Annotated in this window: 22 protein-coding genes; 8 read left to right on the forward strand and 14 right to left on the reverse strand. The window is 56.0% G+C overall.

All coding sequences use genetic code 11. From position 1 onward, the window contains the following. Positions 1-68: 68 nt before the first annotated feature. The gene (locus tag ABD971_RS27680; RefSeq protein ID WP_339937436.1) at positions 69-914 is read left to right on the forward strand and encodes a protein kinase family protein; all 846 of its coding nucleotides are present in this window, start codon (positions 69-71) and stop codon (positions 912-914) included. A 692-nt stretch (positions 915-1606) separates the two neighbouring features. Then, positions 1607-4591, forward strand: a complete 2985-nt coding sequence (locus tag ABD971_RS27685) for a tetratricopeptide repeat protein (protein ID WP_345327012.1) — start codon at positions 1607-1609, stop codon at positions 4589-4591. A 36-nt stretch (positions 4592-4627) separates the two neighbouring features. Here the strand turns inward: ABD971_RS27685 and ABD971_RS27690 are convergent, their stop codons facing one another. The 13 genes from ABD971_RS27690 to ABD971_RS27750 all read right to left on the reverse strand — a co-directional run bounded on the left by ABD971_RS27690 (position 4628) and on the right by ABD971_RS27750 (position 17729). Continuing rightward, complete coding sequence (locus ABD971_RS27690) at positions 4628-5674, reverse strand: ABC transporter substrate-binding protein (RefSeq protein WP_345327013.1); 1047 nt, start codon at positions 5672-5674, stop codon at positions 4628-4630. A 153-nt stretch (positions 5675-5827) separates the two neighbouring features. Next, the gene (locus tag ABD971_RS27695) at positions 5828-7234 is read right to left on the reverse strand and encodes an NAD(P)(+) transhydrogenase (Re/Si-specific) subunit beta (RefSeq protein ID WP_339937442.1); all 1407 of its coding nucleotides are present in this window, start codon (positions 7232-7234) and stop codon (positions 5828-5830) included. Positions 7235-7247: 13 nt separating this feature from the next. Beyond that, positions 7248-7553, reverse strand: a complete 306-nt coding sequence (locus ABD971_RS27700) for an NAD(P) transhydrogenase subunit alpha part 2 (protein ID WP_425571380.1) — start codon at positions 7551-7553, stop codon at positions 7248-7250. A 12-nt stretch (positions 7554-7565) separates the two neighbouring features. Then, complete coding sequence (locus ABD971_RS27705; protein WP_345327014.1) at positions 7566-8699, reverse strand: Re/Si-specific NAD(P)(+) transhydrogenase subunit alpha; 1134 nt, start codon at positions 8697-8699, stop codon at positions 7566-7568. 96 nt (positions 8700-8795) lie between these two features. Continuing rightward, positions 8796-9593: an ABC transporter permease gene (locus ABD971_RS27710; protein ID WP_345327015.1), complete on the reverse strand. Its 798-nt coding sequence runs from the start codon at positions 9591-9593 to the stop codon at positions 8796-8798. Continuing rightward, positions 9590-10348, reverse strand: a complete 759-nt coding sequence (locus tag ABD971_RS27715) for an ABC transporter ATP-binding protein (RefSeq protein ID WP_345327016.1) — start codon at positions 10346-10348, stop codon at positions 9590-9592. The genes ABD971_RS27710 and ABD971_RS27715 overlap by 4 nt, the downstream gene beginning before the upstream one ends. Before the next feature lie 12 nt (positions 10349-10360). Further along, positions 10361-11554: a hypothetical protein gene (locus ABD971_RS27720; protein ID WP_345327017.1), complete on the reverse strand. Its 1194-nt coding sequence runs from the start codon at positions 11552-11554 to the stop codon at positions 10361-10363. Then, positions 11551-13386: a hypothetical protein gene (locus ABD971_RS27725; RefSeq protein WP_345327018.1), complete on the reverse strand. Its 1836-nt coding sequence runs from the start codon at positions 13384-13386 to the stop codon at positions 11551-11553. Before ABD971_RS27725 ends, ABD971_RS27720 begins: the two co-directional genes overlap by 4 nt. A 13-nt stretch (positions 13387-13399) precedes the next feature. Next, entirely contained in the window at positions 13400-15067 is a 1668-nt protein-coding gene (locus ABD971_RS27730) for a type II secretion system protein GspK (RefSeq protein WP_345327019.1), read from the reverse strand. Then, positions 15064-16119: a PulJ/GspJ family protein gene (locus ABD971_RS27735; RefSeq protein ID WP_345327020.1), complete on the reverse strand. Its 1056-nt coding sequence runs from the start codon at positions 16117-16119 to the stop codon at positions 15064-15066. Before ABD971_RS27735 ends, ABD971_RS27730 begins: the two co-directional genes overlap by 4 nt. After that, a complete protein-coding gene (locus ABD971_RS27740; RefSeq protein ID WP_345327021.1) occupies positions 16116-16625 on the reverse strand; it encodes a type IV pilus modification PilV family protein in 510 nt (169 codons plus the stop codon). Before ABD971_RS27740 ends, ABD971_RS27735 begins: the two co-directional genes overlap by 4 nt. Next, positions 16622-17257: a hypothetical protein gene (locus ABD971_RS27745; protein ID WP_339937461.1), complete on the reverse strand. Its 636-nt coding sequence runs from the start codon at positions 17255-17257 to the stop codon at positions 16622-16624. The genes ABD971_RS27740 and ABD971_RS27745 overlap by 4 nt, the downstream gene beginning before the upstream one ends. 16 nt (positions 17258-17273) lie before the next feature. Further along, positions 17274-17729 carry a type II secretion system protein GspG gene (locus tag ABD971_RS27750; protein WP_339937463.1) on the reverse strand — a complete coding sequence of 152 codons (456 nt, stop codon included), beginning with the start codon at positions 17727-17729 and terminating at the stop codon, positions 17274-17276. Between the two features lie 261 nt (positions 17730-17990). Here ABD971_RS27750 and ABD971_RS27755 point away from each other — a divergent pair, with 261 nt between their 5' ends. Next, positions 17991-18167 (forward strand): hypothetical protein, encoded by a 177-nt coding sequence (locus ABD971_RS27755; protein WP_345327022.1) that lies wholly within the window; start codon positions 17991-17993, stop codon positions 18165-18167. Between the two features lie 221 nt (positions 18168-18388). Further along, a complete protein-coding gene (locus tag ABD971_RS27760; protein ID WP_339937467.1) occupies positions 18389-19867 on the forward strand; it encodes a hypothetical protein in 1479 nt (492 codons plus the stop codon). 31 nt (positions 19868-19898) lie between these two features. On the opposite strand, the gene ABD971_RS27765 is transcribed toward ABD971_RS27760, so the two are convergent. Next, positions 19899-21425 carry a sensor histidine kinase gene (locus ABD971_RS27765; protein WP_345327023.1) on the reverse strand — a complete coding sequence of 509 codons (1527 nt, stop codon included), beginning with the start codon at positions 21423-21425 and terminating at the stop codon, positions 19899-19901. Between the two features lie 188 nt (positions 21426-21613). Here ABD971_RS27765 and ABD971_RS27770 point away from each other — a divergent pair, with 188 nt between their 5' ends. From ABD971_RS27770 to ABD971_RS27785, 4 genes are all read left to right on the forward strand, one after another. Continuing rightward, positions 21614-21742: a hypothetical protein gene (locus ABD971_RS27770; RefSeq protein ID WP_345327024.1), complete on the forward strand. Its 129-nt coding sequence runs from the start codon at positions 21614-21616 to the stop codon at positions 21740-21742. Positions 21743-21778: 36 nt separating this feature from the next. After that, positions 21779-23362 carry a sugar ABC transporter ATP-binding protein gene (locus ABD971_RS27775; RefSeq protein WP_345327025.1) on the forward strand — a complete coding sequence of 528 codons (1584 nt, stop codon included), beginning with the start codon at positions 21779-21781 and terminating at the stop codon, positions 23360-23362. 89 nt (positions 23363-23451) lie between these two features. Next, positions 23452-24801 carry an ABC transporter permease gene (locus tag ABD971_RS27780; protein ID WP_345327026.1) on the forward strand — a complete coding sequence of 450 codons (1350 nt, stop codon included), beginning with the start codon at positions 23452-23454 and terminating at the stop codon, positions 24799-24801. 55 nt (positions 24802-24856) lie between these two features. Continuing rightward, positions 24857-26119, forward strand: a complete 1263-nt coding sequence (locus ABD971_RS27785; RefSeq protein ID WP_339937476.1) for a DEAD/DEAH box helicase — start codon at positions 24857-24859, stop codon at positions 26117-26119. Positions 26120-26203 lie beyond the last annotated feature (84 nt).

Consider the following 26203-nt stretch of genomic DNA (forward strand, 5'->3'; position numbering starts at 1 on the left):
ATTCGGTAGCGAGGATGCGTTGCCCTCTATCTTCTTCTTAGTTCAACACGCGGGTGGGGAAACTTACGATGTCCAAAGTTTCAACGAAAAATCCAAATACTGCAGCAACACGCCCCACCGACTCGCGCGGATCGATCTTGGGTATTTGGCGACTTGGAAAACGGATCCACCAAGGCGACACGGCGGAATTGGCCTACGCTCAACCAGCCGACGCCACCGGCAGCCCTCGCTGGGATTACGTCGTACGACGTGGGATTGGAGAAAACACGATCGAATCGCTGCGGCAAATCCAGCAGTTCACGGCGTGCGCGACCGAGGTGTTTCATCCCAATTTGATCGCGGTCTTGGACGCATCGGATTCCGGCACATCGCCCTTTTTAGTGATGCCGCGGTTGGACGCGTTGACGATGCACGAGCACTTGAATCAACAGCCTCGCAAACCGCTTCCCGTGGGTTTGTGGTTGGTACGTCAAGTCGCACAAGCACTTGAAGCAATGCATGCAGGCGGCTGGGTGCACGGCGACGTGAAGCCGATGAACGTGATGGTCGGTGCGACCGGCCACGTGACGCTGATCGACCTTGGCTTTGCCGAGCGTGTGCACTGTTCGCCCAAACGATTGTTTCGTGGCACGCCTGAGTACGCGGCCCCCGAAACGATGACGGACAAGATGGTAGCGTTACCGGCGTCAGACATCTTCTCGCTCGGGCGGATCCTTTGGCAATGGTTAACACGGGTCGAAGCGGCCAGCGACTTGTTGCTTTCGCCGGTAGCCGAACTGGTTGAGACGATGATCTCGCCTCGCCCCAGCGATCGCCCCACCGCCAATGACGTGACACGGCAATTGTTGCGACTTGAAATCGAGAGTCTCGGTTGCCACATCGAGCCCGACAAACGCCGCCGCCGCGCCGCGTAAAACGTAGAATAGGCTTCCAGCCTGTTTTCAGTCCTGTTCTTCGGTCCTGGTCTCCGGTCCTGGTCTTCGGCTCACACTTCGTCTGTTTCCTACCGCCTTCACCTCCGGCGTCGACGATACCGCAGGCCGCCGCGGCCGAGCGAGAAGGTTAAAATATGGCAGGTTAGAAAATAGCAGAAGCGATTTGCCGGGGATCATGTTCGGTGTTTGGCAGAAGCTGCATTCTGTGGAGTTCTCGCGCGGTCATGAAAGCCGGCCGAGCAAACAAAGGCGTGGGAGCCAATTTGCAGCAGGGGGTGGAAAAGGCCACTTCGTTGCTTGAGCGAATTTCACCAAGTCCGCGGAATCGACGCTTCTGATTGCTATGAAATTGGGGCCAGTTTCTAATTCTGAATGTCGATACGACGATCGCTACGCTGGTCTTGCCCGCGTGAGTCTTGGCCGCGGGTGAATCGCCCTTAATTTCGATAATGTTCCGGCTTGCAATCCATAGACTTAGCGATCGACAGCGGCTCCGCTGTAGAATTGAGTTCCCCCTCGGATGACATTCAAGTAGGATGTCCAGAGTTCTTGAGGGCGTCATTGCGGATTTCGAACGCAAGTATTGCGTGACGCGTTTCCTGGCCCCCCTTTTCCGGAACAGCGTTCCCCTGTTCGCCCCCCTGATACGGATTCTCGACGGAGTCATACATATGCGTTGGTGGATATCTGGCATTCTGCTGTTTTGCACTCTCTTTTCCAATGTCCGTGCCGAGAGTCCCGTCGATGGCGACTCACACGCGGCTCTTCACGACGTCGCTAAGCTGGTTCAGTCGTCGCGAGCGACAAAACCACCATTGCCGTTTAGACCCGATGCACTGCTGCTAAAGTCTTACAGTGGCGATCCGTCGGGCCGGACTAGCTTTCACCGCGGACTACTGCTGCGTGAATTGGTACGCCAGTCGCTATTGATTTCGGCGCGAGATGAATTGGGTTTACGGACTCGCGATGCGACGCTGCGTGAGTCACTTGTCGATTCCGACAAACCGGCGGCGGCACAAGACACGACGAAGGGCTCGGTTCAGATTGTCTCGTCGATCCCAGGCGATTTATTTTTGCAACATTCAGATCGACTTGAAATCAGCATTTTTCGCGACGATGCTCCGATTCCGCAAACGGTCTTCGAGAAGACGGTCCAACTATCGCGTCCGCGTCCCGAGGCGATTGAGGAGATCGCGGCGGCGGTGGAACAATTGTCGCGAAATGAGTTTCCGAAAGTCCTTAGGGAGGTTGGATACCAAGGCAACTCGAATGCCATTCTCGAGAACAGTTCCCTTCCCGATAACGTGGTGCAGTCCAGTTCCCAATGGGACCTGGTTTCGCAATTCAATGCGATCCGTGCGCTGCATCAAATTCATCGAACCAGCGGCGAGTCACCGCAGAGCCTGGCTGCATTGGCAGAGTCCTACGCACGGCTCGGCACGCTTACCGCGTTTCTCCGCAGCCCTGCCCACCAAGCACTCAAAGCACGGGCACTGCTGTATTCCCACCGCTTGCTCGCCCGCACGTCGGACTCGGATGATGCGCGACAATCTTACATCTATGTACTTGCTCTACTGGGGCGTCACCAAACTGCGCTGGATCAGCTCGATTTATTGGCCGAGCAGAAAGTTGACTTGACGCTGCCCACGGAAGTGATCAAAGCGTTTGTACGTTTCGATGCGGATACGCTGGAAAAATTGGCAGCCGATCCGTCGCAACGCTCGCTGGTGCGATACCTGCAGTTTTTGGCGGTCGAGCCGCTCGAAGATCACGCGTTCGCCGCCGAGGCAGCAATAAATCTGGTCAAGGAACAAGAGGCCTGTTTGCCCGCCTATCATTTCTTGTCACATCGTGCGACGCTGGGGGTCAAACGCGGCGCCACCGCAGCAGCACTGGGCGCTTTTGCTCAAACGCTCTATGATCGGTTGGCCCAATCCGCAGAACTGCCATCGTCGATCAGAAACATTACCGATCGAGCCGCCGAGGCGGGGTTGGACAATGATGCGATGCGGCAAGAAATGGGGCTACGCCTACAGCTGATCAACGAATTGCATGATGCTGGACAGGTACGCCGCGATAACGGCGAGCTCTCTTGGGATTTTCTCGGACAGTTGATTCGAGAAGTAAATTTTGCACAGGCGGCGGATCTTCTGTTTGTCCAAGGCAATCACCTAGGATTGCCTTTAAATGAGATGTCCGCACTCGTGTCCGGGTTAAGCCCGTTGATTAGCGGTCACCCCTACGAACAAGGACTGCTGGGCTACGGACGAACTCTGGACATAAACGTCCAACAGCTACCTCGCTTTCTTGAATCCATCGACTTGGACGATATGGAAGTTTCGCTACAGCCAATGGCAATTTACTTTGCGGATTTATATCGTCCATTTGCTGACCAAGTGATGATCAAAGGAATTGACAATCAGGATCTCGTCTACCGAGATTTAGTTTTTCAATTGCAACGTGGTCATGCATCGCTGGGAGACACAGCGACATTTTTCTTGCGATCGGTCAGTCCAAAGTCGCCAATGTATGCCGTCGGGCACATTCGATACCGCTGGGGATCGCTGAACGATCAACAACGCAGCCGACTCGAATCGGATTTTGAAAACAACTCGTTGGTGCTCGAGAACCTGACTCAACAGTATCTTGCGGCCGAGAGTTGGAGCGATGCTGAACGGCTATTGCTAAGACTCATTGAACTGTATCCCACGGCAAAGAGTTTCGAAACACTCGCTAATCTCTATGGGCAGCAGGGGAAAACCAAACAATGGCTCGAAACGTTGTCGGCCTCACTCGAACTTCCCGCTTCCGGCTTGGACCAAGATCGAATCCGAGTGCAAATTGCCGAGCACTACATGAGCCGGGGGGAATTCGCCGAAGCGTTACCTTATGCCGAGCAAGCAGCACAATCTTGGGCTGCGTGGGCGATGATTGCCGCGATTAACTGTCACGAAGCACTTGGCGATAACGAAGCCGCCGAACTCTGGGTACAGCGATTGTCTCAGCGATACGACAGCAAATCGCTGGACTGGTATTTCTTCTGTCGGCGAACGGGATCGGGTAACGTCGAGCAAGCGTTTGCGTTTGCAAAACGCTACCTGCAATCCATTGGCGAACCTCTCGAAGGTCACCAGCAAACACTTGCCGTCCTCGATCAACTTCAAGGCTATACGTCGCAGGCCGCCCTGCGTTTTCAAAGACTCTATGATTCGGGAGCCAATCCTTGGGATGGCCTTCACGCAGCCATGCTTGCGACCGAACTGCGGGAAACGGAAGCGGCTCGCCGACTACTGGTGCGTGTTGCCGCTCAAAAGGACGCACCACCAGCGGGACACGAAGTGGAAGTGACGCTGGCACAGCTGCTGCTTGATTCACAAACCGAGCCTTCGCCAGCGTTCGATCGCGACAAGGTCGATGCCTTAGTCCGCACGGCACCTCTGGGTGACCCGACCAACTTGAACTATTTCATTGGAAAGTTTTTGTGGCACAGCGGCGACCGGAGCCTCGGCGAAGCGTACCTGCGGTTAGCAGCACGCTCGCCAACGAATAAATGGAATCGGCATCTTGCGGCAGCGATGCTTCGCGACGAAGCCATCGACTTCGGGACCCCCGCCCCGAAAGAACTGCTCCCCGCCGAGAATCCCTCAACGGATTAACACAAACCAGGCACCACCGCAAACCACCCATGCCGCCTATTCCACCAAAAAGGTGTCCGACACCTTTTTGGTAAACTGGGGTGTGAAGCAGTCGGTGGCGTGGACTTTGTCGCCATCGACGAGGCCGAGCTCGACCATTTGAGAGACCAACGTCTGCCAACGCGCGTCCGTCATTTCGCCAAGTGATTCCGGCGACATGCCGTCGGGCAAGGCGAGCGTTTTGAGTTCCTGATGCCCGAATCGAAGCGCTTCGATCGTCATGCCGTGCTGGTTCGCCTTCAGAATTGCCTCGTTGCCTAATGCGGGATCGTCCAAGTAGTGCTGCCAACCTTCACGCGTGGCATCGACAAAATCTTGAACTAACTCGGGTTGGTTGCGAACCATGTCACCGGTGGTGATCAAAACGCTTGAGTACGGATTCCAGCCGATATCGCTGAGCATCAACTTGCGAACTTTGACCCCTTGTTGTTCCGCCAACAATGGTTCCGCGAACGAGTACGCTTGGATCGCGACATTCTTGTCCGTCACTAGCGACGAAACGCTGCCATGATAGGGAACCTCTTTGACTTGATCCAGCAATCCCTTGGAACGCATGAACTCAAGAAACGCTCGGCCCCCTTGCCGCTGCAGCGTTTTGCCGGCGAGATCCTCGAACTTCTTCACGCCGCTGTCTTCGCGAACCAAGATACAGCGAGGATGATTCTGCATCGTCGCTAACACCGCCACGATGTCGGCACCTTGATTACGAAACAACACCACATCGTCGGCGTTGGCCATCGCGAACTGGACACGTCCCAAGACCAATTCCGGAGCCACGGGGCTTTGCCGCCCGCCAGGCCGGATCTCTACATCCAATCCGTGTGACTGGAACGTTCCATCGGCGGCGGCTTGATACAAACCACCATGCTCGGATTCGGGAAACCAATTCAATTGAACCGCCGCGGATCTCAGAGCGTCGCCACCAACAATCGGCGGTGGCGACGGATTTGTCGATGAATCCGAGAATTCACAACCGCTGATCAAGACACAGCCAATGAGGATGAATACAGACCGCAACATCGTGGACGGGTGGCTCAAGATCATGACAATTTTCTTCGTTTGGATCGGAGGTCGATAAACTCATGAGTGACGCAGTCCTCCCAGTAGTGGATCTTGCTAAAGATCCCTTGTGAAGGATCTTTAGCAAGATCCACTACGTCAATTACTTACTTTGCATCAGATCATCTCACGATAAGCTCAGTTTTTGAACTGTGCAATCACGGCGGACAATGACTGTTTGGCATCACCGAAAAGCATCCGCGTGTTTTGGCCAAAGAACAGCGGATTATCGACTCCGGAAAACCCGGAAGCCATCGAACGTTTCAATACAAACACGGTGCGGGCATAATCGACATTGATGATCGGCATGCCATAAATCGGACTGTTCTCGTCCTCGCGAGCGGCCGGATTAACAACATCGTTCGCTCCGATCACGACCGCGACATCGACGTTTTCGATCCGCCGGTTGATGTCTTCCATTTCGACCAATTGGTCGTACGGCACATTGGCTTCGGCTAACAAAACGTTCATGTGTCCGGGCATGCGACCGGCCACGGGATGGATCGCGTAGCTGACTTCGGCCCCATTGGCTTCGAGCAATTCCCCTAATTCACGCACCACGTGTTGAGCCTGGGCGACCGCCATGCCGTAGCCCGGCACCATCACGACCGACGATGCGGCTTCGAGGATCAGGTAGGCGTCATCGGCAGAGATCGGCTTGACCTCGCCTTCGACTTTCGTTGCTTGCGTGGTCGCGGCAAAGCCAGAGAAAAGCACATTGCTAAGCGAACGATTCATCGCCTTGCACATGATGTTCGTCAAAATGATCCCCGCGGCCCCAACCAGCGAACCGGCCACAATCAAAATCGAATTATCGATTGCAAGTCCCGCAGCACATGCAGCCAGCCCTGAGTAACTATTCAGCAGCGAGATCACGACCGGCATGTCGGCACCGCCGATTGGCATCACGGCCATCACCCCCAAGATCAAGGACAACACGATCACCGCGATAATCAACGGCAGCGTCCAAGCGGGCTGAAAAAAGATCAAGACGCTGCATGCGAGCAGGGCAAACACATTAAACAAACTGAGGAACCGCTGGCCCGGCAGCGACATCGCCGCACTGCTGATCGTTTCCGACAATTTCCCCCAAGCCACCAAACTGCCTGAGAACGTGACGCCGCCGATCAGGATCGAGATCAGAATTGTGATCATCGTGAACGCCGATACTGCGGGCGTGTCGGGGGTGGCGACCACCGTCGAAATGTGAGGGCTGTCGCTCATGTAAAGCGCCGCCCAACCGACCAACAGACTTGCGATCCCGCCCGAACCGTTGAATAACGCCACCATTTCGGGCATCCCGGTCATCGCAACACGACGCGCGGCAACCGCGCCGACGAGCGTGCCGGCAACTGCGGCAACGGCGATCCAGCGGTAATCGATGATCTCGCTGGACGCCAGCGTGACCAGGACTGCGACCAGCATGGCCAGCGACGAAATCAAATTGCCTCGCACCGCGGTGGCGGGAGAGCTAAGCAATTTCAAACCGTAGATAAAAAGTACCGCGGCGAAGATGTAAACAGCGCCGATTAGTTCCGCACTCATGGATCGCCTTTTTTCAAACTTGGTCTTTGACGGGAGCTTCTTTTTTCTTGAACATACCGAGCATGCGGTCGGTCACCATGTAACCGCCGACGACGTTGACCATCGCAAAAAAGACGGCGATCGCGCCGAGTGCCGTGGCCCAATCGCTCATCCCGGCACCGGCCGAGGTGATCGCGCCGACCACGGTGATCCCCGAGATGGCATTCGCCCCGGACATCAACGGTGTGTGCAGCGTCGCCGGCACTTTGGAAATCAATTCAAAGCCCAAAAAAATCGACAGCATCAAAACGAAGCCGAGATAGACCGCTTCCATTCCCATGATTGTTCTCGCTTACGCATTCAGGTTTCGGATGGTTTCGTTAACAATTTCACCCTCGCGGGTAATGACCGCCGCCTGGATGATTTCGTCGTCGGGGTTGAGTTCCAATTGCTTGGTCTCGCTATCCCAAAACTCTTCGATCAAGTTCAGCAGATTATTGGAGTACATTTCGCTGGCGTTGCGGCTGACCTCCGATGGCAGGTTGCCTTGCCCGATCACCTTTACTCCGCCGATTTCAGTGATCTGGTTAAGCACCGAGCCTTCGACATTGCCGCCCGACTCGACTGCCATATCGACCACCACACTGCCGGGTTGCATCGCCTCGAGCATATCGCGAGTCACGATGACTGGGGCGCGTCGGCCAAACAACTGAGCCGTCGTGATGACGACATCGGATTCCGCGATGACTTTCTTTTGCCCCTCTTTTTGCAATGCAATCTGCTCGTCGGTCAGTGCTTTGGCGTAGCCTTGTTCGGTTTGCCCGACTTCGCCCAGATCAATCTCGACAAACTTTGCCCCCAACGAACGAACTTGTTCCGCGGTCACCGGCCGAGTGTCAAAGGCCTCGACGCGAGCCCCAAGCCGTTTTGCTGTCGCGATCGCTTGCAGCCCCGCGACTCCCACACCAATCACAAACACGCGGCAGGGACGGATGGTCCCCGAGGGCGTCATCATCATCGGGAACGCCTTGACGCTGTGATAAGCCGCTTGGATCACGGTGACGTAGCCCGCCAAGTTGGCTTGGGACGAGAGCGCGTCCATTTTCTGAGCCCGTGTGCTCCGCGGGATCATCTCCATCGAGATCGCGGTCACCCCGTGTGTGGCCAGCGAATTGACCAACGCTTGTTCATTGAACGGATCGAGGAAACTGATGTGGATCCCGCCCCGCCGAAGACCACTGACCTCACTCGCGTCAGGCTTGCGGACCCGCAAAACCAGATCGGAATCGGCCAAAATGGATTGTCGATCGGAGTGCAACGTGACGCCCGCGTCAATGTAGGCTTCGTCGCTGAAACCCGAACCGAGACCGAGGCCGGATTCGGCTACGATTTCAAATCCACTACGGATCAGCTTCTTAGCATTGGCGGGCACCAACGCGGTTCGCAATTCACCCGGCCAAGTTTCCTTGGGCACTCCGATTCGCATTTTTGTCCCTCGTCGTGATGCTTCGATTTTTCATTCGCTCGGTCCCCAAGCGTAAGCGAACCGAGGTCACAATGAAAGCAGAGAGACCCGAACTCGTTACCTTTTGCGATCGGTCGATGTCCAACGATGAAACACCGTCGCGGCGAGCAGGTTGACGACAGCGAACAGCAACAATCCCAAAACCGTCGACGCAAAAATCGCGGCAATCAGCGCGTCGGTTCGCTGAAATCCTTGCCAACCAGTCATCAGCGTTCCCAGCCCATCGTAGTTCGATCCATTGCCAACAAAAAACTCGGCGACAATGGCTCCAATCACCGCAAGCCCGCTGCTCGTTTTCATGCCAAGCATCAAATAGGGAATCGCCGTTGGCAATTGCAGTTTTAACAACCGCTGTGTTCGCGAAGCCCCATAGAGTCGGAACATATCATTCAAATCGGTTTGAATCGCTAGCAGTCCCTCGGTGACGCTATTGACGATGGGAAACAAACACACGATGACCGTCACGATCACGACGGTGCGAAATTGGTAACCGCTCCACGTGATCAATAGCGGTGCGATCGCGACGATGGGAACGGTTTGCAAAAAAACCACGTAAGGGAAAAACGCTTTGCGAATCGATCGTGATTGGCTGAACGCAATCGAGATCACGCATCCAATCACGACGGCTGAAAACAATCCCACCGTGGCCGCTAGCCCGGTGACGTAGGTGCCGCGAAACAGCGATTGGCGTTCCTCGACCGCCGTTGAAAACACTTGGCTCGGCGACGGCAGCAGAATGGGCGGCAACGCGAAATACCAGATCACGCCCTTCCACATCGCCAACAGCACCAGGGCTCCTGCGATCACCGAAACGACACTTTGGGCAAGCGATTTCCAAGTCGGAGAATTGATCACGACGTGCCCCTCAGCGTATCGCTGACCGCACCATAAAACTTGCCAAATTCGGCGGTGCGACGCAGTTGCTCATCACGCGGCCAGGCCAGCGGATTGTCCATCGTATGCGTGATTTTGCCGTGGTGCATCACCAAGATGTGATGCGACAACAGACACGATTCCGCGATATTGTGTGTCACCATCACCACGCTAAGCGAAAGATCTCGCCAGAGTTTCAGCAGCAATTGACCGAGTGAATTCCGCAGCATGTCATCGAGCGCCGCGAAGGGTTCGTCCATCAACAGCACACTCGGTTCGGTGACCAAGGCACGCGCTAAGGAGACACGCATCTTCATGCCTCCGGACAACTGATGCGGATGGCGATACAGTGCGTCGCCGAGTCCCACCATGTCCAGCATCGCCGCCGCTTTGTCACGTCGCTGCGACGCGGTATCGCGGGCGATCAACTCGAGCGGCAGCAACACATTGCCGAGCGTGTCTCGCCACGGCAATAGCGAAGGTTGCTGGAAGACAAACGCCACATCGCCACGACGACGCGCCGCCGTGCTGTCCACAAATTGCACTTTGCCGGAAACCGGCGACTGCAATCCGGCGATCAACCGCAGCAGCGTCGTTTTCCCACAACCGCTCGGACCAATCAACGTGCTGATCTTGCCTGCGGGAATATCGGCCTGGACCTCGTCAACGGCGCGAATGCCATTGTCAAACTGGACAGTGACGTGGTCACAACGAATGGTGGAGGCACGCAAGGTCAATGCGGGGATTTCTCAGTTTTCGATCGGTTCCGATTTCTTTGCCGCGTCCGCCAGCACTCCGGCGGGTTTCAGTTCAAACCGTCGACCATCGATCTCGAGCAACACATATTTCGGTGTCACTTCCACGACCTTTCCTTTGAGAGTTCCGATCTCAAATTCGTCATCGACACGCAGCTTCAGTGTTTTACCCTTTGTACGCACATTCATCCATGCCGTCCAATCGTCACGGCCTTGGACCAACGCAGTCAACACGGTCTGAGTCGAATCGTCAAACATCGGCTTAGCATCGGGCTCTTTCGGCGGCGGTGGTGGATCGCCTACTTTGACGACCAATTTCTGCTCGGTCGTGCGATTGGGGTACCCATCATCGGTCACGCGAATGTTGACGTCGAACTCTTGTTTGGTATCCGATTTCACAGTCAACGTGCCTGTCCGCTCGTCGAGTCGCACAAAGTCGGGTGCCGATTCGAGCAATTCAAATCGCAGCTTGTGCCCTTCGGGGTCTTTGAACGTTAACGGCGTGGTCGAGTCTTTGCCGACAATCGCATCGACCACCGACTTGCCCGTGAACTGTGGCGCCTTGTTCGGCGGTTCAAAAAAGTTTCGGTTCAAAATTGGTTCCTGATACGCAGCAACCGTCGGATCCACACGCCATGATTGCGAGGTCGGTGGTTTCGCATCTTCGGTCGCAGCCGATAACGCGATCACATCGACGCTCATCTTCACATCAAAACGGCTTGCCTCGTCCCGTGCCGGGGTGATCGCAAGCTTACTCATCCGATGCAAATAATCTTTTGAATAGAACGTATGCAAAAACTCGATCAATTTTGGTAAATCGGTACGACCATCGACGCTGTAGGAGAGTCGTTGATAGAGGTCACCTACGGGCAACATATTGGTTCGATTGACACGCGGATTGCTCAGCCCGTTCTGCTCCACCGCGTCCAACAACCAGCTTTGGTAATCGCTGTGGGCGCGTTCAGGATCGCCCGGCAACGAGCGAGACAAGTATTCGCCCAATTGGCGGTCGGCGTAAGCTCCGTCAAGCAAGCGGTCTTCGAGTTTCAGTTTCTCGTTGGTCAGCGCATCAATCCGCGTGGTGCGGCTTCGCACTGCGGTTTGATATTTATTGATGCCCCACTGGATCACCAACGCACCCACCAAACCCCCAATGGCAATCGCCAAGAATCGTTCGCGTTGATTCATGATTGCACCTCGGTGACAGTGGTCGCAGCAGTTTCAGGGTTGGGGGTCGATTCAGAAGCGGCAGGTGTCGGTTCTGGTGCCGGCGTTTCGGACTCGGTGCTGGACGTATCGGGTTGCACCGCAGGCGAGTCGGGTTCAGTGACAGGCGTTTCAGTGACAGGCGTCTCAGTGACAGGCGTTTGAGTCACTGCGACTTCCGGTTCCGCCGCAGGCGTCTCCGGTTTGGGCGACTCTGCTTTCGGCGACTCTGCTTTCGACGTCTCTGCTTTCGGCATCTCTGCTTTCGGCATCTCTGCGTTCGGCATCTCTGCGTTCGGCATCTCTGCGTTCGGCGATTCCGATTTCGCTTCCGATTGTGTTACGTCTTGCGACTCATCCGCCGACGCGGTGCGTGCCTGTTCCACTCCGGCGTAGCGTCGGGCGCGTGCATGGTGCGGCGGGATCGCAATTTTCTCGGTAAACACCCATCGATAGGCGTTTTTGGCGTCCTGCTCGCTGGCCCCTTCACTGGTCACGCTGTGATTTTCGTCACGAATCGAGGACTCGAGTTTTTCGATGACGCTGGGGTTGGTCGCCGAGCCACTCAAGACAATGGTGCTGACGCCGGAGCGAATATCGCTGGTGGCGACAATCGACTTGAGGATCACCTCTTCGGCGGGCGGCAGTTTTTTAGCCAGCGTACGAATCTCGTCGATCCAGATCGCATCGGCATCGAGAAACTGGTCAATTTTTTCGGTTTCGGCAATGAACTGCTCGGCCTCTTTGACCGGTTCTTTCATCGCCGCGTTGGCTTGATTGAGTCGGTCAATTTCGGCATCCAGATTGCTAAGTTTGCGATAACCGAGATAGCCCAACAATATCGCTGCGGCGACTGGCACGCCGATGAGCAAGGCGGTGCGTCGGTGATCTGGTTTCTCTTCGACCCGTTCGCGAGGATGCAAAAAATCGATCAAACGGTCGGCATGCGTTTCTTCACAGGCCAACAATCCGACCAACGGGGCGAGTCGACCGACATGGCTTGGCAATTGGTCTTTGAGTTTTGCTTCGACGTCGACCAGATCAAATGGATTGACGACTTCCACCGGCGCGTCAAGCGCTTCGCTGAGGACTTCGACGTCACCACGGTGAACCGAGTCGCGGCCCCAGAGCACCATTTTGTCGGGCGATTTACAGCCGCACGCGAGCAAGCTGCGTTTAAGTTCATTGACGAGGGCACGTGGCCGAGCCGATTCACCCGAGGGCATGCGGACGGTCCGCACAAAAATCACCTTGCCGCCGCGAGCCACGACGATTTCAGCATCATCGGACAATAGATCGATCAGCACGACATCGCCGGAACCGAGCGACAATTTTGGGCGAGTCAGATAAAACGCCGCAGCGGAAAGGGGCCGCAGCGTTATTCGCTTGACCATCAACGACGCATCGCTGCAAATTTCCTTGACTTCGGCTAGCTTTGCCGGAGCGACGGCGGCCGCGATTGCGTTCACATTCGCCTCGCTGCGATTGGTCACCAAATAATCGATCGTGGCACTTTCACCGGCCGAAGCGAAACTGCGAATCGCTTGAAAGCGAACGATGTCGGGCAACTCTTCGTCCGGCACCGGCGGCAATTGCAATTCTCGCAGCTCGGCTTTGCCGCGTCCGATCGCCACCAAAGTCTCCGTTTTCTCGAGACCTCGTTCGGCAATGGTTTTACGAAGCGTTTCAAATATGCCCGAGGGCATCATCGGCACAACCGCCGCATCGGTGACCGTGATTTGGGTCGCGGTGCACTGCGCAGCAACGAACCGTAATTCGGTTTCGTCCCAATCGATGGCTAATTTTTTTGGCATGGTTTTCTTAGGATCATTCGTTGGACAAGCCGGCAGAACGCTGGCCCAACACGGACAAATCAAAACCCCGTCCCAGATGGCTGAGGTCTTTCCAGGAGATTACTTTGGGGTTCACACTGGTCGCATCAATTATCACTTCACTACGGCTGGCGATCCCGGATTGCTCGAAATAGCCAACAATCTGAGCTCGATAGACGTCGCCTCCGCCGGTCAGCAGCGGAATCAGCGTTCTCATCTGATCCAGGGTCAAAATGCCCTCGACGAGGGGCCAAGTTGCAAATTCGCGATTGGGATCATCCGACTCGGTCGTTCGTGACTCGATGAGCGCTTGCACGGTTTCTTCATCGAGCGTGGGGATGCCGTACAACAATTCCGCCGGACACTCATTCAGATTAATCCGACCTGGCAAAGAGTCGACATCTTGAGTGGTCAAAACGTCCATTAAAAGCGGCAAGTAGATCGCCATCGAGATCGGATCCTCGGCAAACGGCGACGTGTATTTTCTCTGATTGTCACCATTACCAATCGTCACGCTCGATCCGACCAAGTCGAGCACCTGGTTCACGGTCGTTTTCGCACCGGCACTCAGGTCGAGTTGTCCAAACTGCTCAGCCGTCCAAACGCCTGCGGATTGAACATTCCCATTGTTATTATTTCCACTCGCTGCGGCTGCGGCTGCCACCGGGGATTCGCCATACATCCGGTACGCGACGATGTAACTTGCATACAGCTCGTCACCCAACGCGTCGAACAGTTGGTCGTAGAGCGTTTCCAAGTCGTCGCTATTGACATCGACACGCGGCAAACCGTCGCGAGTCCGGTTGCCCTCGGCGCCGTTGACCGTCAAGTAGGCGGCCCAGCCGAGCGATCCGGGCGTTTCGATGCTGACGCCGTATCGCTGCTGTTCATCGGCATCGAGCACCCCATTTCGATTGGCATCGGCACCGAACAATAGCGTCGGAGTGACGCCGCGAACCAACAGCAGTTCTTCGACACTTTTGATCGGTCCGTTGGCGGGGGAATAAGGCGTGGGCAGCGTAGTGTAATATTCCAGCTCGGCCCCGAACGGACGCATCTCATCATCACTGTCGAGCCAATCCAAAATGGCATCGGCAACATCCTCGGTCATTCCCGGCAATGCCATCAGCAGCGACACCGCCAAGTTTTCGGCGTCCACCTCTTCGGTATCCGCGCCGGTGAGCGCCAAGGTGGGAACGATTAGATCCGAGTTTTCTTCGAGCACCGTTAGCGTATTGATGTTCAAGCGAGCGGACTCGTTTTGCAATCCGAAACGAATGCCAGCTAACGTTCCCGTCTCGGACATTCCTGGCGCCACGACGGTAAAATTGGCGGGGGTGACACCGTCGATTCCACTAGAAACGGTGATCGCTTGGAACATTGATGGATTGTTGTACAGCCCGCCGTAATCGAGTCGTGTGGTGGGCGGTTGCGAGAGCAGCAATCGAATCGTATCGACGCCCGATTCCACGTTCACACGTGCTTGCACCAAGTCGCCTGACAAGTTGGCGGAATCATCGTAGGCGACCATCAACTCGGTAAACGAATAAACCGCCATGGTCGCTACCGCTACCACGACCAACACCAAGACGAGAAAGAAACCACGGCGAGGGGCTCGCGGACGACGCGACGGATGGAGGTCGGTATTGATTTCGGAGCTCATATTCCGGTCTCCAGCAACTCGTCTTCGCTTTCTTCGATCGGACGCGACAGAGGTAAACGGACGATGTGGGTAAAGATGCGAGCCGGACTCTCGTCGGACAGACCCGATTCATTCGCAGCGACAATCGTGGGGTCGTTCATCGTCAACCGGACTTGAACCGCCGCAGGCAATTCCCCCATTTCATCGCTGCTCCACTGCATCTGCCACAGCGCACCGTCCCAGTACGAGAACTCGATTCCGACAATCTCGGGCGCCAGCAGCTCGCCGGTTTGGTTCAGCGTCGCGATCGCTCCATTATCCATCGCATAGATCGTCGCCGCACGGTCGAGCGAACGACGTACGAGCCCGCCTGGCGACTCGATCATCGTGGCGTTGGGGTCTTGCAGTGCGTCCACGACACCGCCAATCGCGCCGGCGTCCTGGATAAAGTAGGTGACCGTTTTCAGATCGCTCGGGACATCGTCAAGCGTGGCTGCTGATCCGTCCATCAAAACCGAGTATTCCTCGAGACGGGGCAGACGGCTCAGGTCGATTTGAATTTGATATTGATTGCCGATCAATCCAGGCGTTTCCAAAACCGAGGTACCGATTTGCAAGTCGAGCCCCACGTCGGTCATCGTGCCCATCGCGGAATCGTCCATCGCCATGTCGCTATCATCGGCCAATCCCGCTGCCGAAAGATCCTCGCCGGAACTCTCTTCGCCGCCCGCTCCGCCGCCCGCAGCTTGGGTGGCTGCCGAGGCCAGCAATGTTTCGAGCGCCGACGTGTCGATCGGGATCGGATGTGCGGCCGACCGCAGATCATCTTCGATCATCTGCAGCACCGCGGTCGCCAATTGGACTTGGCGAACATCCATGTCACGCGTGTTCATGGTGTCGGCATAAAATTGGATTGCACCGCCGATCAACATCATCAATACGACCGACAACGCCAGCGTCAAAATCACCTCAAGCAGCGTGAATCCACGCATTTTCGTTGGTCGCGGAGCGATCTTAAGTTTTGACTGCGGAGCGATCAATGACATTCGGGCATGGGGTTGTACTGAGATCATTCGGTGGCCTCGGCGGATGCGGCAGCTTCGGCTTCCTTGGCCGCTTTTTCCTCAGCTTCGGCTTCTTCGAGTCCCAAGGTGGGATCGATCATCCAGCGGGTCAATGCGTACGTTGCAATCGCAGGTCCCCCATCGGGATCGGTCGCTTCGACGGTCACGCGAACGGCCAACAATCCGTCAAGTGCTGCAGGCTGGACTTCGACCGAATACTGAAAGGGAATCATCGACCCCGAGTCGGCTGATTCCACCGGCGACATCGGCAAACTTTGCGGCGAGATGTTTTGCAACAAGATCTCGGACAACTTCGTCTGACACAAAATTCGAGCCACCGACAACTCGCGTGCTTCTCGGGCGGCATCGGTTCCGGTCAAGGCAAGCTGGCTGAGCACCGCTAATGAACCGCCGAGGATCGCGATCGACAGTAGGATTTCCAGCAACGAAAAACCGCCGCGGTTTGCCGCCGCGTGATTGCGAGTCGTCAATGGATAATCAGCCGCGTGAATCATCGTGAAATCTCCGCAGCCGTCATCTCGCCGATGGTCACGTCGCCTGTGATACCGCGTAGTCTGACTGAAATCCGCCCCACGTCGGGTAGGAACACAACCACGGCGGCGGTGCTGGTAGTGCCATCGGGGTAAAACAAGATCGACTGGGATGTACCAGCGGGCGACGCTCCCGCGACCACGTCACCACTTTGTTGAGCGATCGTGAGCGAACGTGCCGACGAAACGACTTGGACCGATTCGATCACGACCGCCTCGGGAAGCTCGACCGTAACTTCGCTGTCGGCATCGCTAGGCATTGGCATCGCCATCACGGATGCTTGGTCGGCCCCCATCATCAAACTTGATTGCTGGCCCGCCGTATCGGTGGTCTCCACCGCATCGCTCATCGAGAAATAAGGACGGGTCTTCAGCACGCTGGCATCCGGCGCGGCGTCCATGACCATCACACGGCCTTGACGCATCGCATCGAGTCGCAAGCGAGTCATCTCGATTTGCAATTGTTCAGCGGCACGTGTCAAACGCTGGTCTCCCAGCATCAACGTGATATTCGGAATCACCACCGCCGCAATGGCTGCCATCAACGAGATCGACAGCAGCAATTCAAGCAGGGTAAAAGCGGTGCGACGATTCACAGACAAGCGTCCTTAATTAGGAGCCTTCAGCCGTGATGTCGTCATCCGTGTTGACTTGGCCATCGGGTCCGGCACTACGAATTTCATATTTTCCGCTGTTGAGCGAATAGACCAATGGATTGCCCCAAGCGTCATTCGGGATGGCGTCCAGGATCGGGCGAGTCCACTTGGCTTTTTTGGCCGCATCACTGGGGCCATCCTTGAGCGCTTCGAGCGTCTCGGGCAGCGAACCCAATTTGATTCGATAACGCTCGATCGCTTGCTTGAGCGAATTGAGCTGGGTGGTGGTCGAGTCGCGGTACGCGTCCTCTTGGGCTCCGCCGAGATTCATGATCGCGATACCGCCAATCACCACGAGGATGGACAGCACGAGCAACAACTCGAGCAGCGTAAAGCCCTTTCGTCGTCGGCTAGCGACACGAGCATGGGGACGACGGACACAAGCGAGGTTGGTTTGCGAATGGCAATTCATCTGGATTGCAAAATCTTCAAGCAGAGGAAGGGGGACGGGTGAGGGGCCGTTATGGCGGGGGTGTTATTGCTGGCTCACAGGGGTTAAACCGAGTGATCCAAAGCAATCCACGTCCGCGGTGCCGCCTTTTTCATCGACAGCGGACGTTCACGATCGGGTTGATCGCCGGAATGTGGCAGGCAACGTCGCAGAGAAAAGCGACGATTCCGCTGCAACATCCAGAAATTGTGATCGATCGTGATCGTCAACAATATACTAACCGTGAGAAATGGCAAAGGTTCCGGCCAATTTCGCGTTGCCGATCCCGTCGTTTGGCTGCTCTGCTGGTTGCTCTGCGGTTTTCGTCTCGGTGTGGCGAGTGCAAAGCGGTTGGCACTGTTTCGCATCCCGCCAGCCAACCTGACGGAATTAGGTTTTGAGAGCACATTGATGCGTTAATTCCAAGAGTTTTTCGGACCTGAACCCCTCAACATGCTTAGAATTGGAAAAACTGCTCGAAACCGACCCGTTTACTAGGTAATTGTGGGCAGCGTAGGTAGAATGCGGCAAATGCGCAAATATGCTACTAAGAAGCGGACACGCTGTGTCCAGCGACTGCGGCGAACGCATTCCGCTTCCAATTGATCCTTTTCACTCCTCTTGCTCCAAACAAGAAAAACATGGCCGCACGCGACGATTCTGTCATTCGTGGCAGCTTAATTGCCTGTCTCATCTTTTTGGTCCTCTCTGCTGCGCTCAACTTTTTCTTTTGGCAGTCCGCCAACGTGCAAGCGATCAAAGCCGACAAGGCAGCCGATCAGTTGCAATCCAGAACGAGTGAGCTGAAGCTGAAGGACGACCAAGCACGCTTAATGAAATCGATGTTGGGCGTGGGCAGCATGACTGAGGCAGAACTCGAACTGCTCAAGCAAAGTGCCAGTGGCGACCCCGAGATGCAGTTGATCGAACAACAATTTGTTCGCGACATGGCATTGCTGTCCGGTGAAGGCGCCGAGAACCCGAGCTATCCCAAGGTTCCTGAATTCCTGATGAACACGATTCGTTCACGCAACGAGCAGTACGGATTGCTGTTGAAGGAGGTCGAGCAGATCAAGGCCCAAGCAGAAAGCGATATCCAGATCGCTCAAAAGGCACAACAGGTTGCCGAACAACGTGCTGACGACGTGCAAAAGAAACTTGACCAAGAACGTCAATTGTTCACGCAAGACCGCGAACGCATCAACAAAGAAAAAGAAGACACACGCGACAGTTTGACCAAGACGGTGCAAGAATTCACGCGTTTTCGCCAAGTCACCAACGAAGAAAAAACAAAGCTAAACCGCCAACTCGATCAACGGCAAAACACGATTGAGACGCAGAAAATGGAGCTTGTACGACTTCGCAGCGATCAATTCGAAACGGTGCAAGGCAACATTCGCTTTGTGCGAGGTGAAACGGTCACCATCAACCTTGGATCCGCTGATGCACTGCGTCCGGGTGTGACATTCGGAGTCGTCGGTGGCGATGAAACCCGTTTGAAAGATGCCAAGGTCAAAGCGACCATCCAAGTCACTCGAATCTTGGCTGACCATTTGGCCGAAGCACGCGTGGTGGCCCGACCTGACATTCGTCATCCGATTATCCCAGGCGATTTTATCTACTCGCCATTCTGGGCGCCTGGACGTAAGGTCAAGATTGCCTTGGCGGGCGATATCGATATCGACAACGACGATCGACCGGATAACGAAGCGATCAAGGGGATGATCACCGCGGCCGGAGCCACGGTGGTTGCCGAAATTTCGTCGACCGGCGTGGTCGAAGGCACGCTCGACGCCAGCGTCCGCTTCCTTGTCGTTGACGAGAAAGCAATGAGCGGCAGCGACGACGAAGTCAATCAAGAGCAAGAGATTGCGATCGGAAAGATCAAGCAATTGGCGAGAGAACTTGGTGTCTCGGTCATCCCGGCTTGGAAGCTACAAGCTTACCTGAAGACGATCGACGACACGTTGACGACGCCGCTGGGTTCAGCGGTACGCGGAGAAGACTTCCCACCGGAATCGGGTGTCGGAGCGACTCAGCGTTACCCGAGCAATCTGCCGGAATTATTCCGCCGACAAACCGAGGGCATGCAGACCGACAACAAGATCCTGCCCCCGTGATCGAGTGTTCCAGTTACGGCCGCAATATTTCTTACGGCCGCAGCGTTTCGGCTTGCCCCGAAACGGTGACCGCTTGACGTTGCAACCGTTCGCTTAGCCGTCGCAGTTCCTCGTCGAGCCGCGCGGCTGCGACCGGCGATATTTCAATCGGAGCAGTGCCCAACCGGACTTGGTTTGCATCGGTGATGGTGTTGGATGACGATGCCGCCAACGTCTCGCGGACGAACATGTCGCTCAATTTGGCGGCAGCACCTCGATGTTGCAGATCCAATTGACTCGGCGTCCCCCAGTCCAATCGCACACTTCCCATTTGTCGGCGGGCTGCTTCGGTAATCACCGAAGCACGGCGACGGGATTCTTCGCTGTCGCCATCGAGCACACAAATCCAACGGCGAGTGTCGACACGATAGATCAGGTCGAACAACCACGCATCGCGTTGTAGCAGACTGTCGAACTGATCCGCATCTGCCCGCGACATCGCGGCGCCCATTGCCACTGTGGTGACGGTGGCAAGATCTTGCAAACGCGGCACCACGCTGTCGTGGCCGAGTTCGACCGACAACATCGGCGGATCCAAACGCACATGCCGCTGAATATGGCTAGCGGCGCCAGCGGACAACGCGTTTTCGCCCGCAGAACGCCGATTGACGCCTCCGCGTTGACGCCAACGAACCCACGATTCGGCGACCGATTTCGAGCCTGAAACCGGCGTTTGGAAACTCACCTCCGTCCCCCAACCGACACGCGAGCGGAGCCGCAGGGTGGAAAAATGCAGCGCCGCCAATTGACGGCTGATCGCTAACCCGAGTCCCTCGCTGCGTGCGGACGACTTGTGCTGAAATTCGATCTGTTTCATTTGCCGCTGCGAAATTCCTTCGCCGCGATCAACGACCGACCACGTAATCGCGCCGCCGCTAGAAGCCATTTGCAAACGAATCAGAATATCTTCACCCTCAACCGTCGTGCGGATCGCGCTGGCGACGAGATTCACCAGCAAGCGGCGGAGCATGTCGGGATCCGCAAACACGATCACATGAGAATCGTCGGCGCCGTCCCAAAGCACATCGACGTGGCCTCGCAGCAACCAAGGTCGCAGCGATTCATCGACCGCACGACGAATGTCCGTCACCGAAACCCAGCGACGGCGGACGCGTGGCAAACCGGCGCGCAACCGCTGCAACTGCATCATCTCACCAACGATTTGATCCATACAATCACATTGGTCGATGGCGCCGCGAAGCGTCTGTAACTGCGGAACGCTGATGTCTCCCTGATGTCCAGCAGCAAGGGATCGCAGTGATTCACGCACGGTGGTTAATGGCGTACGCAGATCGCTCGCCGTTTCGCTCATCATTTGCACGATCGCATTGACGGTGTTGTCAAATTCCGACTCGGGGGTGAGCGGATCGGCAGCGAGCGCCGCGGCGCCGAAACCATGAGGCCGTGATGCCCCCGTCGAGCCAAGCGAAGACTGGGGCCCAAACGTGTGTTGAGGCCCAAGCGTGTGTTGGGGCCCGGGGGATGATTGTGTTGGTGCGGTAAAGTTCGATGATGACATCGGTAGCATTCTCCGGTTGGATAGTCCGAGCGAGCTCGCGTGGGGCACGCGAATCAGCAAAGGCCAGCTCGATTGGCTCGAATCGACTTATGAGAATCGCCCCATGAATCGAATGCGGCTTTGCTGAGCGTGAAGCAAGATCGAGCGTTGTCGTTGCATCGTCATCGCTATGACGACGACCACAGCGAATGTCGTTGATCTTGTTGCGATCGCTGCAGCACACCGACTGTCGTACCTGCTTTGCGGATCCTGCGGGGGAACGCTTTGATTTGGACTCAGGCAACGACAACATCACCCCGCGAGGATGGCTAAACTAGGTCCTCCGGTCCTCGCTCGCCCCCGAGACTATCGCTATGTCTGATTCAACCGCTATAGAATCCCCCACCGATCCCGCTGCGATTCCGTTGTCTGCAGCCCGCTTGGCGGTGACCGGAATCTCGAAGCAGTTCCCAGGCGTGTTGGCACTCGACGATGTTTCGCTACACGTCATGCCTGGCGAGACGTTGGCGGTGATCGGTGAAAACGGGGCCGGCAAGAGCACGCTGATGAAAATTTTGGCCGGAATTCAGGCTCCCGATCGAGGCCAGATTTTGTTCAGCGGCGTCTCGGTTCAATTCACTTCGACCGCCGCGGCGATCGACGCAGGCGTGTCGCTGATTCATCAAGAATTGAATTTGCACGAAAATTTGTCGGTCGCGGAAAACATCTTTCTCGGACGCGAACCGAATCGATTTGGAATCGTGGACCGTAAAACGATGGAAGCGTTAGCCGAGACCGCGCTGCGTCGAGTGGGGCTGACGATTTCACCCCGCACATCGGTCGCCGAACTGTCCACCGCGGCACGTCAATTGGTCGAAGTGGCCAAAGCGATCTCTACCGACGCCTCGGTGGTCATCATGGACGAACCGACCAGCAGTCTAAGCACGCGAGAAGCGATGCGGCTATTCGAAGTGGTCGATTCGCTTCGCGACGCCAACGTCAGCGTGATTTATATTTCGCATCGAATGGCCGAAGTCACCCGGTTGGCGGATCGAGTGGAAGTGCTCCGCGACGGACGCAACGCGGGTACGCTCTACAAAAACGCCGAAAGCGAAAAAGATCAAATCAACCACGATGCGATGGTTTCTCGGATGGTCGGCCGCGATATCGACAAGCGATTTCACCGCACGGCGATTCCCCACGGCGATGTGGTATTGAATGTTCGCGAGCTGCGGACGGCGTTCCCCGATGCGGCCCCGGTCCATTTCTCGCTGCGGGCAGGCGAGATCTTGGGGGTGGGCGGATTGGTGGGCTCGGGGCGCAGCGAGTTGCTGGAGTCCATTTTTGGTGTCACGCCGCCGCTGGACGGCAAAATCGAAGTCGCAGGCCGCTCGATTGCCACCGGGAATGTTCGAGCCGCTATTACGGCGGGCTTAGCATTGGTGCCCGAGGATCGCAAACGCACCGGATTGCTGGTTGAATCATCGGTACGCGAAAACGCCACGATCGTCGGCATTTCCGACTGTGACGCCGCTCCCTGGGTCAGCCAGCGGTGGCAGCAACAGGTAACGGCGTCGTTGATCGAGCAACTGCAAGTGAAAACGGCATCGCAAGAAACCATCATCGCCAACTTGTCCGGGGGCAACCAACAAAAGATTACCTTGGGCAAATGGTTGATCGAGCATCCGAAGGTGCTGATGCTCGATGAACCGACACGGGGAGTCGACGTGGGAGCGAAAGAAGAGATCTATCGACTGCTCGAATCGTTGGCGAAACAGGGAATGGCGATTCTGTTCGTTAGCAGCGAAATGGAAGAATTACTCGCGTTGGCTGACCGCATCATCGTCATGCACGAAGGCCGCGTCACCGGATCGCTGCAGCGATCAGAGATGTGCGAAGAGGCTGTCATGCGTTTGGCGGTTGGCATCACAGCCGAACCGCCACCGATTGACGGTTAATCGCCAAAATTAGCAACACAGACGCATTTTGAAACTGCGATCAATCGGATCCGATCCGTTCATTCCGTTAAAGGTTGAGACGAACAAACGTGCACTTAAAGAACATCGGTATTTTTGCGCTGCTGGTCGCGATCATCGTGATCACGTCTTGGTTCAACGGCGTTTTTGTCGCCCCGGCGAATCTAAAGACGCTGGTGCGGGACACCAGTCTGTACGGGTTGATCTCGATCGGCGTCGCCATGGTGATCATTACGGGCGGTATCGATCTTTCGATTGGTTCGATGATCGCACTCTGTGGCGTGATGTTGGTTCAAGTCATCAATATTCGGCACGAGCGAATTGAATTTTCCAGCACAATCGCGGCCGTTCAAAACGAGCCCACCGAAGGGTTCGATAAACCGACACTCCGCCTCACCGATCCACCGCCGAAACTGCGAGATGGCGATCGCTTGGTCTACGAAAGTTACAGTGGTGAATCGACCATCAATGTCTATCGCAGCGTCAATGTGGACGACCAGATTTGGATCGAAACGCACGACTCGCTGCGATCGATTAAACCGGGGCTGGCGATCCAGATCGACAAGATCCAGTACACTCCGCCACTCTTGGCATGCGGGATCGTGCTGTTGTTCGCGGCGTTTCTTGGCTTGATTCATGGGCTGTTGATCACACGTGCGAACTTGCAGCCGTTTGTCGTCACGCTCTGCGGTTTATTGATTTACCGCGGGATGGCGCGAGTCTGGACGGGGGATGATCAAGTGGGGCTGCTGAGTGCATTGTCCGATTTTAAAGCGACCGTGACCGGCAAAGCATTCGAAGTCCCGGTCCCCTTCATCGGCAAAGTGGCGGGCGAACAGGAATCGTTCGCCGACATCGTCTGGATTGACTTTCCAGTCACGGGCGTGCTGCTTGGAATCGTCGCGGTGATCGCTTGGGTTTTCCTAAACCGCACGATTTGGGGGCGTCATTTGATCGCGACCGGCGAAAACAAACAGGCGGCCTTTTACAGCGGCGTCGCCACGGATCGGCTGATCGTGTTGGCCTACGTCGTCTGTGCCGTATTGGCCGGATTGGCCGGAATCCTGTTTATGCTCGAGTGGAATTCGATCCAGCCAGGCTCCAGCGGCTCGTTTTACGAACTTTACGCGATTGCCGCCGCGGTGCTTGGCGGCTGCTCGCTGCGGGGGGGACGCGGAGCGATTCTAGGCGTCATCGCCGGTGCTGCCGTGATGCGTTGTCTGTACAAAGCGATCATCGTGCTTGACATCCCTCAAGAATGGGAAATGGTCATTATTGGCGTCGCACTGCTGGTGAGCGTGCTGGTCGATGAAATCATTCGGCGGTTTCAGCTCGCCCGGCGACTGCGAAGTCACGATTCGGGCAGTAAAGATTCGGCCGGTAATGCCGATCCCGCCAGCAAAGCATTGTCGAATCCGTAAAAACTCGTATAACAGCCGCGTGGTGCAAAACGAAGACACGCGATACACTCATGCCATGAATTACGTGGTACAAAAGTCGGAAACCGCCGAGATCCCTGGATTTGACGATCTCGATCTATCCCCTGTGATGCGTCGTGCGCTGAAGCACGCTGGATTTGAGAAACCAAGTCCCATCCAGGCTCAATTGATCCCGCTCGCCTTGGAAGGCGAGGACGTGATCGGGCAAGCACGAACCGGAACGGGTAAAACCGCCGCGTTTGCAATCCCAATTCTCGAGCAACTCGATCCGCTCGAAGAATGCCGTGATCCCCAAGCGATCATTATCGTTCCCACCCGTGAACTAGCCGACCAAGTCGGACGGGAAACCCAAATGCTGGCCCGTGGCGTGCCAACCGAAGTCGCCGTCCTGGCGGGCGGTAAAGACATCAAACGCCAATTACGCCAACTCGAAAATGGCGTTCAAATCGTCGTGGGCACCCCCGGGCGGCTGCACGACCATCTACAACGACGATCGCTTCGCACTGACAAAGTGTGGTGCGTCGTTTTGGATGAAGCCGACCGCATGCTCGACATCGGTTTCCGTCCGCAAATCGAACGCATTTTGCGGAAATGTTCCAAAGATCGGCAAACACTGCTGCTCTCGGCGACGCTTCCCCCCACCGTTCGCAGGTTGGCGGAAACGTATATGCAAGAGCCCGTGGTGATCGATTGCTGTGACAAAGACATCGCAGTGGATACGATCGAACAGCGTTACTTTACCGTTTCACATGACAAGAAATTGGAATTGCTTGAACGTCTTCTCGAACGCGAGAATCCTAAGCAAGCCATCATTTTCTGTCGCACCAAGCGTGGAACGGACCGGCTTTATCGCCAATTGAGCCGAACCTACCCTGCCTGTGGCAGCATGCACGGCGACTTGGCTCAACGCGAACGAGACCGTGTGCTGCAACAATTGCGGGACGACAAGCTACAAATCCTGGTCGCCACCGATGTCGTGGGACGCGGAATCGACATCAGCACGATTTCCCACATCATCAATTACGACATGCCCCAAGATTGCGACGACTATGTCCATCGCGTGGGTCGTACCGGCCGTATGGGACGAGACGGAATCGCGTTCACCTTCGTCGTTCCTGGCGAAGGCGACTCGTTGACCAGCATCGAGCAGCGGATCAATAAGCAGCTCAAACGTGATCACTTCGAAGGCCTCGATCCTCCTGCTGCGGTCCAGTTGGCTCCGAAAGCCGAAGAGACGGTCAAGAAAGCGGCTCCGAAATTAAACCCGATGCACCGCAAAGTGACCCGTCGGCGGCGTTAAACATCGTCGGCGGCGCTAATCATCGCCTGACATGCTTCGTACTGGATGCTCCTAGCTGCCGTGTGGCGATCGCCATACGGCATT

This window comes from Novipirellula rosea, assembly GCF_039541335.1.
GTDB lineage: Bacteria > Planctomycetota > Planctomycetia > Pirellulales > Pirellulaceae > Novipirellula > Novipirellula rosea.